This is a genomic window from Mesorhizobium sp. M0184 (assembly GCF_040322215.1).
GTDB lineage: Bacteria > Pseudomonadota > Alphaproteobacteria > Rhizobiales > Rhizobiaceae > Mesorhizobium.
Genome location: NZ_JAMYSZ010000016.1, coordinates 98,444 through 111,075, shown reverse-complemented (window position 1 = coordinate 111,075; position 12,632 = coordinate 98,444). Strand labels below are relative to the sequence as shown.

The window sequence follows — 12,632 nt, the reverse complement described above, 5'->3', positions numbered from 1 at the left end:
AGCTTGCCGCCTATCTGCATTTGTCTGATAATAGATAAAAAACAAGATTGTGAGCGTATCAGCCAATACCCCACCAGCCAGCCATTAACCACCAGCAAGACAGCAACTCACGGGAGGAGTATGACATGAGGAAAATATTCGTTTTGGGGGCTCTTGCGGCGATGCTCGCCGCAGGTACCGCGCTTGCCGACACCAGCGGCAAGAAAATCGCCTTCTCCAACAATTACGCCGGCAATTCCTGGCGGCAGGCGATGCTGGACAGCTACGCCATCGTTACCAAGAAGGCGGTTGCCGACAAGGTGGTCGGCGCCGCGGACGTCTTCACGACGGCCGACAAGGAAGTGCCGACGCAGGCAGCCCAGGTGCAGAACCTGATCCTGCAGGGCTATGACGCCATCGTCATCAACGCGGCATCTCCGGATGCGCTCAACGGCGCCATCAAGCAGGCCTGCGACGCCGGCATCGTCGTCGTCTCCTTCGACGGTATCGTCACCGAACCCTGCGCCTACCGCGTCGTCGTCGACTTCAAGGACATGGGCAAGCAGGAAGTCGAGCAGATGGCCAAGTTCCAGCCCAAGGGCGGCAACCTGCTGGAAATCCGCGGCCTCGCCGGCACCTCGATCGACGATGCCATCCATGCCGGCATCCTCGAAGGCGTCGCTGCCCATCCCGAGTTCAAGATCGTCGGCTCGGTGACCGGCGACTGGGACCAGACCACGGCACAGAAAGCCGTAGCGACGATCCTGCCTTCGCTGCCGGATGTTGTCGGGGTCGTCGACCAGGGCGGTGACGGCTACGGCGCGGCGCAGGCTTTCGCCGCCGCCGGCAAGCCACGCCCGACCATCATCATGGGCAATCGCCAGGACGAGTTGCAGTGGTGGAAGGAGCAGAAGGAAAAGGACGGTTACAAGACCTGGTCGGCATCGATCGCACCGGGCGTATCGACGCTTGCCTTCTGGGTGGCGCAGCAGGTGCTCGACGGCCGCACCGACGTGCCGCACGACCTGCTGGTGCCCTATCTTGCCTTCACCCAGGACGATTTCGAGGCCGCGCTGCCGAAGATTCCGAAGGGCGGCGTCGCCAGCCACGAATACACGCAGGAAGACGCCATCGCGGCGATCAAGGCCAACATCAAGTGAGCATGGCGCTATTGTTGCCGCCACGGATAACCGGGTATCGTTGAGGGATGCCCGAGGCCAATGCAGACATCATCATGCCGGACGGCGCCGAAAAGCTTTTCGGCGCCGTCAGTTTTGACATCATAAGACTGGACGGAGCCGAAAAACATTTCGGCGCCGTCAGGGCGCTCGCCGGTGTCGATTTCAGCGTTCGTGCCGGAGAATGCGTCGGTCTCGTCGGCCATAACGGCGCCGGAAAATCGACGCTCATGCATATGGTGGCGGGCACGCTTGCCCCCGACAGCGGGCAGATCGCGGTCCGCGGCGGTGTCGAGGCAAGTTATTCGGTGCCGCGCGCGCAGCAGCTCGGCATACGCTGTGTGTTCCAGGAGCTGTCGCTCTGCCCGAACCTCAGCGTCGCCGAGAACACGCGGATCAACCACGCGTCGCTGCATGGCTTCGGCTGGCGGCGCAAAGTGGCCGATCTGATCGCTGCCAAGCTCGACGAGATCTTCCCCGGCCACAGCATCTCGGCATCCGACATCGTCGGTGATCTTTCCATCACCAGCCGGCAGATGGTGGAGGTGGCGCGCGCCTTCACGGTCACGCAGGAGCCGCTTGAGCTGGTTATCCTCGACGAGCCGACATCCTCGCTCGACGCGCATACCGCCGGCCAGCTGCTGGCGTTCGTGCGCCGCTTCATCGCCGCCGGCAAGAGCTGCATCCTGATCTCGCATGTGTTGGGCGAAGTGCTCGGAAATGCCGACCGGATCGTGGTGATGCGCGACGGCAAAGTGGTCTCCGCCGGGCAGGCCGACGCCTTCGACCGCGACAGGCTGGTGACGGCGATGGGCGGAGCGGAGGCGCGCGAGAAGACCGCCGCAGAGATTGCGAGCGGCAAGCCGGAGCCCGGTCCGCTGCGGGTCCGGGCGCGCCCGGCGCGACAGCAGGACGGCAACGAGCTCGTCGCCCGTGCCGGTGAGATCATCGGCCTTGCCGGACTTGCCGGGCATGGGCAGACCGATCTTTTGCTGGCTATCTTTGCTGCGGCTTCCCGTGCCAAGACCGGCATCGAGGTCACCGCGCCGGTGGCGCTGGTTGCCGGCGACCGCCAGTCGGACGGGATTTTTCCGCAATGGTCGATTGCCGAGAACATCGGCATCCGTTCGCTGGCGCGATTGCGCAACGGCCTCTTGATCTCGCCGCAGCGCGAAGCCGAGCTCGCCGAGTTGTGGCAGCGGAAAATCGGCATCCGTACGCCCGACATGAACAACAACATCTTCTCGCTGTCCGGCGGCAACCAGCAGAAGGCGCTGTTCGCGCGGGCGCTCGGCTCCGACGCCAAGATCGTGCTGATGGACGATCCGATGCGCGGCGTCGACATCGGCACCAAGCTCGAAGTCTACGACCTGGTGCGCGAGGAGGCTCGCCATGGCCGCACTTTCCTCTGGTACACCACCGAAACCGAAGAGCTCGACAATTGCGACCACATCTATGTGTTCAAGAACGGCCGGATCGTCGCCAACCTTCGTCGCGACGAACTGACGGAGGAAAAGATCATCCAGTCGTCGTTCGGCGATGCGGCCTGAGATGACAGCGGTATCCTTCGAGAATGGGCTAAAATCTTCGGCTCGCGCCACGAGGCGGGCGCGCATGCTGCGCAGCCTGCTGCCGGCACTGTCGCTGGCGCTGGTGCTCATCGCCATCGCCTGGCTCAACCCGCGCGCCATCAGCTATTTCGGTTTCAGCCTGATGCTCAATCTGGCGATCCCGATCGCTCTGGCGACGATCGCGCAGATGTTCGTCATCGCCGGCAACGAGCTCGATCTGTCGATCGGCACCTTTGTCGGCTTCGTCGGCTGCGTGACGGCGACATGGCTGAAGGACGCGCCGCTGCTCGGCGTCGTGATCCTGCTCGGGTCGATCGGCGTCTACGCGCTGCTCGGCGCGCTGATCCATCTGCGCAACCTGCCCTCTATCGTGGTGACGCTCGGCATGAGTTTTGTCTGGCAGGGCATGGCCATCCTCATCCTGCCCAAGCCCGGCGGCAAGGCGCCGGACTGGCTGCTGGCGCTGATGGCCTTCAAGCCACCCTTCATTCCGTTCCCGATCATCGCGGCATTGCTGATCGCAGCCGTCGTCCACTTTGGCCTGATGCGCACCTCCTACGGCGTCATCCTGCGTGGATCGGGCGGCAATTCAGCCGCACTCAAGCGCGCCGGCTGGTCGCTGCTGCGCACCAAGATCGCGCTGTTTGCGCTGACCGGCCTGTTCGGCGTTTTGTCCGGCATGGCGCTGATCGGCATCACCACCTCGGCCGATGCCAATATCGGCAATGGCTACACGCTGCTTTCGATCGCCGGCGTCATCCTCGGCGGCGGCGAGTTCGTCGGCGGCCGGGTGTCGCCGATCGGCGCCGTCATCGGCGCGCTGACGCTGGCGCTGGCGGCATCGCCGCTCTTGACGTTCATGCACATTCCGCCCGACTGGCAGGTGGCCGCCAACGGCGCCATCCTGATCATCGTGCTGGCGGCGCGGGTGCTGATCAGCCGCAGGGAGAGGTGAGCATGGCATCGCTGCGGACACTGCTCGCCAGACCCTGGATCTGGTCGTTCTTCGGGGCGCTGCTGGTGTGGCTGGCGACCATCGCCTTCACCGGCGGCTATGGCGGCGGCGGCATGATCACGGCGGCGCTGTCGCTCGCCGTCTTCACCGTCATCGTCGGCGTCGGCCAGATGTTCGTCATCACGCTCGGGCCGGGCAATGTCGACCTGTCGCTGCCGGCCAATATCGGCCTTGCCAGCGCCGTCGCCATGAAGGTCATGGACGGCAATGATGCGATGATCGCGGTCGGCCTGCTGGCAGCGCTGGCCTGCGGCATGGCGATCGGCGCCGTCAACTACCTGCTGATCTGGGCGCTGCGCATTCCGCCGATCATCGCGACGCTATCGGCCAGCTTCGTCATCCAGTCGGTCGATATCAGCTATGGGCGGGGCCTGCAGATCAAGCCGCCGCCGGGCTTTGCCGATTTCACCAACTGGCAGATCTTCGGCATTCCGGTGCTGGCGATCCTCACCGTGCTGTTCACCATCGGCGCCGGCATCGTTTTGCAGCGCATGATCTACGGACGCTCGGTGCTGGCGATCGGCCAGAACATCCGCGCTGCCTGGCTGGCCGGCGTCAATGTCGGCCGCACCCGCTTCCTCACCTACACGCTGTCGGGCGCGCTCGGCGGCCTCGACGGCGCACTGCTCGCCGGCTATTTCCGCGGCGCCAATGTCGATATCGGCAATGAGTATCTGCTGGCCTCGATCGCCGTCGTCGTCATCGGCGGCACGTCGGTGGCGGGCGGCAAGGCCAATGTGCCGGGGGTCTGGGGCGCGGCACTGTTCCTGGTGCTGCTGTTGACCATGCTCAACACGTTCGGCGTCAGCGTCGGCGTCCGCCTGGTGCTGACCGGGCTGATCATCGTCGGCGTCATCACCGCCGCCGGTGGGCAGAAGGCGCTGCGCTAAGGCAAGGCCACCCGGCGGCGAGGGGATATCGATGCGGCCCGCAAAACACGTGGTTCCCATCCGCATGCCAGCGCTGTAAATCCCGTCGCGCTATTGGCCAACATCATTGCGTGAGGTTTGCGTGTCCGATTTCGTCAGCACTACAAGGCACGGCAACGTCGCGGTGGTGAGCATCGACAATCCGCCGGTCAACGCGCTGAGCTTCCATGTGCGCGAGCCGCTGATGCAGGCGCTCGTTTCCCTGCGCGACGAGCCGTCGGTCGGAGCAATCGTGATAGCATGCGCCGGGCGGACCTTCGTCGCCGGCGCCGACATCACCGAATTCGGCAAGCCGGCGCGGCAACCGGACCTGGGCGCCCTAGTCGCCATGCTGGAAACCATCGCCAAGCCGACGGTCGCGGCCATTCACGGCACTGCGCTCGGCGGCGGCCTGGAACTGGCGCTCGGCTGCCATTTCCGTGTTGCCGACCGAGCGGCAAGGCTCGGCCTGCCGGAAGTCAAGCTCGGCCTGCTGCCGGGGGGCGGCGGCACGGTTCGCCTGCCGCGCCTGGTTGGTCCGCTGAAGGCACTCAACATGATCGTTTCGGGAACGCCGATCGGTGCGGCCGAGGCGCTCGCCGCCGGCCTGGTGGATGCCGTCTTCGATGGCGACCTGACCGCGCAAGCGGTGAGTTTCGCCAGCGAAACGGCCGCGAAAGGCGGTCCGTTCACACCGGTGCGCGACCGCAATGATCGCCTCGACCAGGCCGACTTGCCGGCGTTCGACAAGGAAGCGGCAGTGCTTGCCGGCAAAGCACGCGGCCTCGAGGCGCCGATCGCCTGTGCGCAGTCGGTCCGCAACGCCCTGACGCTGCCCTTCGACGAAGCGCTGGCGGCGGAGCGCGACCTGTTCGTCAAGCTTGTCGGCGGGGACCAATCACGCGCGCAGCGGCATTTGTTCTTCGCTGAACGTGAGGCGGCAAAGATTGCCGGCAAGGACGTCGTCAGGCGCAAGATCGCCCGGGTCGGCGTCATCGGCGCCGGCACGATGGGCGGCGGCATCGCCATGGCGTTCGCCAACGGCGGCGTCCCCGTGACCTTGCTGGAAGCGACGCACGAGGCTTTGCAGCGCGGGCTGGCGACGATCAACAAGAATTATGCCGTTTCCGTCATCCGCGGCTCGCTGAGCGAAGACGCCAAGCGCGAGCGGCTGGATTTGTTCAGGGGCAGCACCGACTATGCCGACCTCGCCGATTGCGACCTGATCGTCGAGGCCGTGTTCGAGGAAATGGCGGTCAAGAAGGAGGTATTCGGCAGGCTGGATGCCGTGGCCAAACCGGGCGCGATCCTCGCTACCAACACCTCCTATCTCGACGTCAGCGAAATCGCCGCTTCGACGTCGCGGCCGCAAGATCTCCTCGGCATGCATTTCTTTTCGCCGGCTAACGTCATGAAGCTTCTGGAAATCGTCCGCGCCGACAAGACTTCGCCCGACGTGCTGGCGACCATCGTCGATCTGGCACGGCGGATCGGCAAGGTGCCGGTCGTCGTCGGCGTCTGCCACGGCTTCGTCGGCAACCGCATGCTGGCGGCGCGCGGTGCGGAACTGGAGACGCTTCTGCTGGAAGGCGCAATGCCGCGCCAGGTCGACCAGGTGTTCACCGATTTCGGCTGGCCAATGGGGCCGTTCGAGATGAGCGATCTCGCCGGCCTCGACATAGGCTGGCGCAACCGCAAGGCGCGTGGCCAGACGGCCGTGATCGCCGATGCGTTGTGCGAACAGGGACATTTCGGCCAGAAGACCGGCAGCGGCTTCTATCGCTACGAAGGCGGTTCGCGCACGCCGCTGCCCGATCCCGATGTCGAGGCGCTGATCCGCAACAAGGCTGCCGAGCGCGGTGTTGCACCGCGCGCGATCGGCGCCGAGGAGATCATCGAGCGGACGCTCTATCCGATGATCAACGAGGGCGCCAAAATCCTCAAGGAAAAGATTGCCGCCCGCGCCTCCGATATCGACGTCGTCTGGGTCAACGGCTACGGCTACCCGGTCGGCAAGGGCGGGCCGATGTTCTGGGCGAGCCTCGAAGGCGTGGACAAGATCATCCGGCGGCTGGATCACTGGCACCAGCAGACCGGCAAGGATGTCTTTCGAGTGGCACCCCGGCTCAGGCAGATGGCCGAAACCGATTCCTGGGACGGCGCTGCCGGCTGAACTTGGGACTACCGAATCCGTGCGTCCATGATCTCGACAAAACGCGCGAACAGACCCGCCTGCGACTTTATCTTGAGCTTGCGGTAAATGTTGCGGCGATGAACTTTTACGGTTCCCGGCACGATGCGCATCGCCCTGGCAATCGATTCCGTGGAATGGCCCTGAAGCACCAGATCGACGACATGCTGCTCGCGCGGCGTGAGCGAAAGGCTCTTCCAGATGTGAGCACGTTCGAACTCACTGACCGGAGCAATCGCCTCGTCTTGCTTCGTCCCAACCGGTCCGTCAGCCGGAAGGGTAGGCCAGCGCAGCCTGACGAGGCTGATAACCGCAGGCGCCATGTCGCGCAGCAACCTGGCATCGGCGGTTCCGAACGGCCCCGAAGCGCGCAATCGCATTAGCGAGACCACCAGCGCGTCCTTTCCCGGCAGCGGCACGAAAAAGCCGACCTCCTCCGCAAGCCTGGTCTGGCTGTAATAGGAGCGGTAATATTCGCTGGCATAGAAGCGATCCGGCGCCAATTCGCGCATGCGCCAAAAGCCTTCCTTGCGCTCGACTGCCGCATGGTGGAACGGATCGAGCAGATAAGGCCCTTCCTGATAGAGCGCGACGAAGACGTGGCTTTCGGCCGGCGAGAATGTCTCGAACAGCAGCGGCGGGCGTGAGGCGCCGCGATAGCCGAAGATCACGCAATGATCGAAGCTGACATGCTGGCGGAGCCAGGCGACCATCGCCTTGCCGAAAAGCTCGCCGCTCGTCTCCCGCGTCGCTGCGATGAGCGCAGCGAGCCGGCTGTATTCATCCCTGCGTGAAACGCCCAATTCATACCCCTCCAGACGAGAAAATAGATGAAATATACCACCTGGGAGGTATATACTAGCCGCCATTGGCTCTGATAGCGTTTCGAGACCAACTAGCCGCTGGAGCCCGCAGCTTTGACCGCAGTGCCCGACATCGAGTTTCGCGGGGTCACCAAACGCTACGGCAGCGTGATCGCGGTCAGCGGCATCGATCTTGCCATCCCGCCGTCTGCCTTTGTCGCGTTGCTCGGGCCGTCCGGCTGCGGCAAGACAACCTGTTTGCGCATGATCGGCGGTTTCGAACAGCCAAGCGAAGGTGTGGTATTCATCCGTGGCCGCGACATGGCCGGCACGCCGCCCTATCGGCGGCCGGTCAACATGGTGTTCCAGCAATATGCGTTGTTTCCGCATCTGGATGTGGCGGACAACGTCGCCTATGGCCTACGCCAGGCGCGGCCGCGCCTGTCGTCGCGGGAGATCAGCCTGAAGGCAGGCGAGGCGCTCGCCATGGTTCGGCTTGCCGGCTATGGACGCCGCAAGATCCATGAGCTTTCCGGCGGCCAGCAGCAGCGTGTCGCTCTGGCGCGGGCGCTGGTCAACAAGCCGGCGGTGCTGCTGCTCGACGAGCCCCTGGCGGCGCTCGACAAGAAGCTGCGCACCGACATGCAGATAGAGCTGCAGAACCTGCAGCGCGAGATCGGCATCACCTTCGTCCTGGTCACCCACGATCAGGAAGAGGCACTGTCGATGAGCGATTTCGTCTGCGTCATGAATGGCGGGCGCATCGTCCAGCTTGGGCAGCCGAGCGAAATCTACGACGAACCCGCCGACCTCTTCGTCGCCGATTTCGTCGGCAAGACCAATCTCTTGAGCGGCAAGGTCGTCGGGCTCTCGGGCAAGCTCGTCGAGGTAGCGCTTGCCGACGGCACCGTCATCGCCGCGCGCAAGCGCACTTCGCTAGCCCAGGGCGAAGCCGTCTCGGTAAGCCTGCGTCCTGAATCCTTAAGTCTCGGCGCGCCCGGAAGCGGCCGGCTGAACGGGCTTGTCCGCAACCGGATCTTTCTCGGTTCCACCGCGGAATATGCAATCGAGGTCCAAGGCATCGGGACGCTGCTCGCCAAGGCCGATCATCTGGTTGGCGGTGGAAATCTCTTCAAGCCGGGTGAACCCGTCGCCGTCGGCTTTACAGCCGGAACGCCGCTGGCGTTTCCGGAGAATAACGGGACCAACCAGAGGGAAAACAAAAATGTCGAAATCGTATCGTGACGGACTGCCGATAAGCCCTGAAAAATTCGTCGACCAGTTGATGCGCCTCAAGCGCGGTTCCATCGGCCGCCGCGAGTTCCTTGGCCTCACCGGCCTAGGCATCGCAACGGCAGTAATGGCCCGCGAACTCGGCATCATGCCGTCGCCAGCCTTCGCCCAGGAGGGGCTTGGCGACCGCATGTCGATTGCCACCTGGCCCAATTATCACGACCCGGCGACGTTCGAGAATTTCAAGGCCGAAACCGGCGTTGCCGTCGAGGTGAACGTGTTCGGGTCAAACGAGGAGATGCTGGCCAAGCTGCAGGCCGGCGCCTCGGGCTGGAGCCTTTTCGTTCCGACCAACTACACGATCTCGACTTACAAGAAGCTTGGCATCATCGAAGCGCTGGATATGGCCAAGCTTGCCAATTATGACGGCTCGCAAGAAGACCCGCGCTTCACTGGGGAAGGCACCATCGACGGGGTGACCTACGCTGTGCCGAAGAATTGGGGCACCACCGGATTTGCCGTCAACACCAAGAAACTGACCAAGCCGATGACGAGCTGGAAGGAATTCTGGGACACGGCCATGGCGGAGGGCGACGGCCGGACCATGGTTCATGATTACCAGCTGACCACGATCGGCAACGCGCTGAAATATTTCGGCTTCTCGTTCAACTCGCTGAGGCCGGAGGAACTCGCCAAGGCGGAGGAATTGCTGCTGAAGGTCAAGCCGCATCTGTTCGCGGTCTCTAGCGACTACCAGCCGTCGATGCGTGCCGGCGACGCGTGGATGACGATGTGCTGGACCAATGACGGGGCGCAGCTCCACCGCGACATCCCCGAAATCGCCTACGTGCTTGGCAAGGAAGGCGGCGAGATCTGGACCGACTTCTACGCAATACCCAAGGATGCGCCGAACAAGCCTGCCGGCTATGCCTTGCTCAACTATTTGATGAACCCGAAAGTCGCGGTCAAGGAGCACCTGGCCAACGGTGCGCCTTCCACCGATGCGCGGGTCAATGCGCTGCTGCCCAAGGAGGTGCTGGACAATCCGATCCTCTATCCGGCGGCGGATCTGCTGAAGCCGCTCGAATTCGGTGCGGCTGCGACGCTAACCGATCCGGGCCGGGCCGAATTGATGGCACGCTTCAAGTCGGCTTGAACCGGGCAGGCCACAGGCTCGATGCAGGCAACTCCCCGGCGGACAGATGTCCGCCGGCACCCGGGCGGTTTTTTCAATGCGCAGCAACGTCCTCCGTCACAATCTCCTGACCGCCCTGCTGCTCGGTCCAGCAACGGCGTGGCTGGTGGTGTTTTTAGTTTTGCCGTTCGTGGCGATTGCCGTTTTCAGCGTCGGCGAGCGGGCGCCGGAAGGCGGCTATCAGGCCGCTTTCACCTTGGCGCAGTTTGCCAATCTTCCGGCGCGGGCGACCGCCTTCTGGAACACCATGGTGCTGGCGCCGGCGGGCGCACTGGCCTGTCTTCTCGTTGCCTATCCGGTCGCCTATTACCTCGCTTTGCGCGCACCCGAACGGTGGCGGCTGATCCTGCTGGCGCTTGTCGTCATCCCGTTCTGGACCAGCCTGCTGATGCGAACCTATGCCTGGATGTATGTGCTTGGCGGGCGCGGCATCCCAGCTCTGCTGGCCTATGTCGGGATGGAGGACGTGCGGCTGATCAACACGCCGGGAGCGGTTCTGCTCGGCATCGTCTATGGTTATCTGCCGCTGATGATCCTGCCGATCTATGTCAGCCTCGAGCGGCTCGACCGCCGGCTGCTGGAGGCCTCCGCCGATCTCGGCGCGACGCCGATCTCGACATTCCTCGGCGTGACGCTGCGGCTGTCGCTGCCAGGTGTGATGACCGGCTTCTCGCTGGTCATGATCCTGCTGCTCGGCGAATATCTGATCCCGACGCTACTCGGCGGCGGCAAGGTCTTCTTCATCGGCAACGCGCTGGTCGATCTGTTCCTGCAATCGCGCAATTGGCCATTCGGATCGGCAATCGCCATCACACTTGTGGCGGTTTCAGTGGTCGTGCTGCTTGCCGCGAACCGCATTTCGACCCGGCTTTCGGGTGCCCGCCGGGTGGACCTGATCTGATGCGTGCCTTCGTCGTTGCGGTCTTTGCCTTTCTCTACCTGCCGATCGCGCTGGTAGTGCTGTTTTCGTTCAACGCCGGCCACCACGCCAGCGAGTTCACTGGCTTCTCGGTGCAATGGTACGGCAAGGCACTAGCAAACCCGTTCCTGGTCGAAGCGCTGAAGAACAGCCTGTTCATCGCCACGACCAGCGCCTTGCTGGCGGCGCTGTGCGGCACGGCCGCCGCGGTTGGCCTGGCGCGTGTCGGGGCGCGGACGCGAGCCGTGTTCGATGCGCTTTTGGGTGCTGCGATCGTCGTTCCTGGTGTCGTCATCGGCATCTCGACGCTGGTCGCGCTGGTCCAGCTATTCGGGGTGGTCAACCCGTTTGTCGCTTCGCTGTGGCCGAACGACCAGCCACCGCGCCTGGCGCTCGGCTATGGCTCGATCATCGCCGCGCACGGGCTGTTTTCGATGGCGCTGGTGGCGATGATTGTCGGCACGCGCCTCGGCAGCCTCGACCGCAATCTGGTCGAGGCCTCGAGCGATCTTTACGCCACCCCGCTGACGACGTTCCGCAGCATCGTGTTGCCGCAGATCATGCCGGCGGTGATCGCCGGCTTCCTGCTCGCCTTCACATTCTCCTTCGACGATTTCATCGTCGCCTTCTTCGTCGCCGGCGCACAGACGACATTGCCGATCTATGTCTTCGCCTCGATCCGGCGCGGGGTCACGCCGGAGATCAATGCCATCGCGACGATCGTGCTCGTCGCCTCCGTTTTGCTCGTGGTGCTTGCCCAATGGCAACTGCGGCAACGGAAACCATCACACTGAAAGATAAAAAACATGATTCTGAGAGATCGCATCGCCGTGGTGACGGGTGCCGGGTCGGGGATCGGGCGTGCCGGCGCCATGATGATGGCCAGGGAAGGCGCGCTCGTGGTGATCGCCGACAGGGACCAGGCGGCGGGGGAAGCAACCGCTTCCGACATTCGTGCGGCCGGCGGTCGGGCCGAGGCCGTCGCCACCGACGTCGGCGAGGATGCGGCGGTCGAGCAGCTCATTGCGGGAACGCTGGGCCGGCATCGGCGGATCGACATCCTGCACAATCATGCCGGGATCCAGGTCGGCGGCACGCTGACCGAAGTCGGCGCCGACGGCATGGATGCCTCCTGGCGGATCAATGTGCGGGCGCAGTTCCTCGCGGCCAGGCTGGTCATGCCGTCGATGATCGCGCAAGGCGGCGGGGTGATCCTGAATACCGCCTCGAATTCGGGTGTGTTCTACGACCGCGAAATGATCGCCTACGCAACGTCAAAACATGCAGTGGTGGCGATGACCCGGCAGATGTCGCTCGACTATGCCAAACACAATGTCCGCATCAACGCGCTGTGCCCCGGCTGGGTCGATACGCCCTTCAACGAGCCGTTCATCGCGCAGATGGGCGGGCGGGCAGCGATCGAGAACTATGTCCGCACCAAAATTCCCATGCAGCGCTGGGCCAGCGCGGAGGAAATCGCCGAAGCGATCCTGTTCCTCGTCTCCGACCGCTCGTCCTTCATGACCGGTCAGGCGCTGGTGATCGACGGTGGAGAAAGCATCGGCTGATCCGCCGCTCCCGGCGGGCGGCAGCTGAAATTCTCTTTGGCCTAACGGCCGGCGGCGAGATGTGCTTTCGTC

Annotated in this window: 11 protein-coding genes; 10 read left to right on the top strand and 1 reads right to left on the bottom strand. The window is 64.0% G+C overall.

The genetic code is table 11. The annotated features are described in order from the left end of the window. Positions 1-125 precede the first annotated feature (125 nt). The 5 genes from NKJ23_RS20395 (at position 126) to NKJ23_RS20375 (ending at position 6,824) form a co-directional block, all read left to right on the top strand. Entirely contained in the window at positions 126-1,139 is a 1,014-nt protein-coding gene (locus NKJ23_RS20395) for an ABC transporter substrate-binding protein (protein ID WP_352451306.1), read from the top strand. A gap of 74 nt (positions 1,140-1,213) precedes the next feature. Beyond that, positions 1,214-2,707 (top strand): sugar ABC transporter ATP-binding protein, encoded by a 1,494-nt coding sequence (locus NKJ23_RS20390; protein ID WP_352681931.1) that lies wholly within the window; start codon positions 1,214-1,216, stop codon positions 2,705-2,707. Between the two features lies 1 nt (position 2,708). After that, complete coding sequence (locus tag NKJ23_RS20385; RefSeq protein WP_352681887.1) at positions 2,709-3,683, top strand: ABC transporter permease; 975 nt, start codon at positions 2,709-2,711, stop codon at positions 3,681-3,683. 2 nt (positions 3,684-3,685) lie between these two features. Then, positions 3,686-4,633 (top strand): ABC transporter permease, encoded by a 948-nt coding sequence (locus NKJ23_RS20380; RefSeq protein WP_352456288.1) that lies wholly within the window; start codon positions 3,686-3,688, stop codon positions 4,631-4,633. Between the two features lie 121 nt (positions 4,634-4,754). Further along, positions 4,755-6,824 (top strand): 3-hydroxyacyl-CoA dehydrogenase NAD-binding domain-containing protein, encoded by a 2,070-nt coding sequence (locus NKJ23_RS20375; protein WP_352451303.1) that lies wholly within the window; start codon positions 4,755-4,757, stop codon positions 6,822-6,824. Positions 6,825-6,832: 8 nt separating this feature from the next. On the opposite strand, the gene NKJ23_RS20370 is transcribed toward NKJ23_RS20375, so the two are convergent. After that, on the bottom strand, positions 6,833-7,645 hold the full coding sequence (locus NKJ23_RS20370; RefSeq protein ID WP_352451302.1) for a helix-turn-helix domain-containing protein: 813 nt from the start codon (positions 7,643-7,645) through the stop codon (positions 6,833-6,835). A gap of 114 nt (positions 7,646-7,759) precedes the next feature. Here NKJ23_RS20370 and NKJ23_RS20365 point away from each other — a divergent pair, with 114 nt between their 5' ends. From NKJ23_RS20365 to NKJ23_RS20345, 5 genes are all read left to right on the top strand, one after another. Continuing rightward, positions 7,760-8,890 carry an ABC transporter ATP-binding protein gene (locus NKJ23_RS20365; protein ID WP_023678187.1) on the top strand — a complete coding sequence of 377 codons (1,131 nt, stop codon included), beginning with the start codon at positions 7,760-7,762 and terminating at the stop codon, positions 8,888-8,890. Further along, the gene (locus tag NKJ23_RS20360) at positions 8,871-10,034 is read left to right on the top strand and encodes an ABC transporter substrate-binding protein (protein ID WP_352451301.1); all 1,164 of its coding nucleotides are present in this window, start codon (positions 8,871-8,873) and stop codon (positions 10,032-10,034) included. Before NKJ23_RS20365 ends, NKJ23_RS20360 begins: the two co-directional genes overlap by 20 nt. A 76-nt stretch (positions 10,035-10,110) precedes the next feature. Next, on the top strand, positions 10,111-10,974 hold the full coding sequence (locus tag NKJ23_RS20355; RefSeq protein ID WP_352451300.1) for an ABC transporter permease: 864 nt from the start codon (positions 10,111-10,113) through the stop codon (positions 10,972-10,974). Further along, positions 10,974-11,786 (top strand): ABC transporter permease, encoded by an 813-nt coding sequence (locus tag NKJ23_RS20350; RefSeq protein WP_352540869.1) that lies wholly within the window; start codon positions 10,974-10,976, stop codon positions 11,784-11,786. The genes NKJ23_RS20355 and NKJ23_RS20350 overlap by 1 nt, the downstream gene beginning before the upstream one ends. 12 nt (positions 11,787-11,798) lie before the next feature. Beyond that, positions 11,799-12,560 (top strand): SDR family NAD(P)-dependent oxidoreductase, encoded by a 762-nt coding sequence (locus NKJ23_RS20345; protein ID WP_023678183.1) that lies wholly within the window; start codon positions 11,799-11,801, stop codon positions 12,558-12,560. The last annotated feature ends 72 nt before the right edge of the window (positions 12,561-12,632 follow it).

What these genes read in the sequence shown, in the direction of transcription:
- NKJ23_RS20345 (WP_023678183.1), top strand. Translation starts at nt 11,799, where the DNA reads ATGATTCTGAGAGATCGCATCGCCGTGGTGACGGGTGCCGGGTCGGGG.
- NKJ23_RS20390 (WP_352681931.1), top strand. Translation starts at nt 1,214, where the DNA reads ATGCCGGACGGCGCCGAAAAGCTTTTCGGCGCCGTCAGTTTTGACATC.
- NKJ23_RS20395 (WP_352451306.1), top strand. Translation starts at nt 126, where the DNA reads ATGAGGAAAATATTCGTTTTGGGGGCTCTTGCGGCGATGCTCGCCGCA.
- NKJ23_RS20385 (WP_352681887.1), top strand. Translation starts at nt 2,709, where the DNA reads ATGACAGCGGTATCCTTCGAGAATGGGCTAAAATCTTCGGCTCGCGCC.
- NKJ23_RS20360 (WP_352451301.1), top strand. Translation starts at nt 8,871, where the DNA reads ATGTCGAAATCGTATCGTGACGGACTGCCGATAAGCCCTGAAAAATTC.
- NKJ23_RS20380 (WP_352456288.1), top strand. Translation starts at nt 3,686, where the DNA reads ATGGCATCGCTGCGGACACTGCTCGCCAGACCCTGGATCTGGTCGTTC.
- NKJ23_RS20355 (WP_352451300.1), top strand. Translation starts at nt 10,111, where the DNA reads ATGCGCAGCAACGTCCTCCGTCACAATCTCCTGACCGCCCTGCTGCTC.
- NKJ23_RS20350 (WP_352540869.1), top strand. Translation starts at nt 10,974, where the DNA reads ATGCGTGCCTTCGTCGTTGCGGTCTTTGCCTTTCTCTACCTGCCGATC.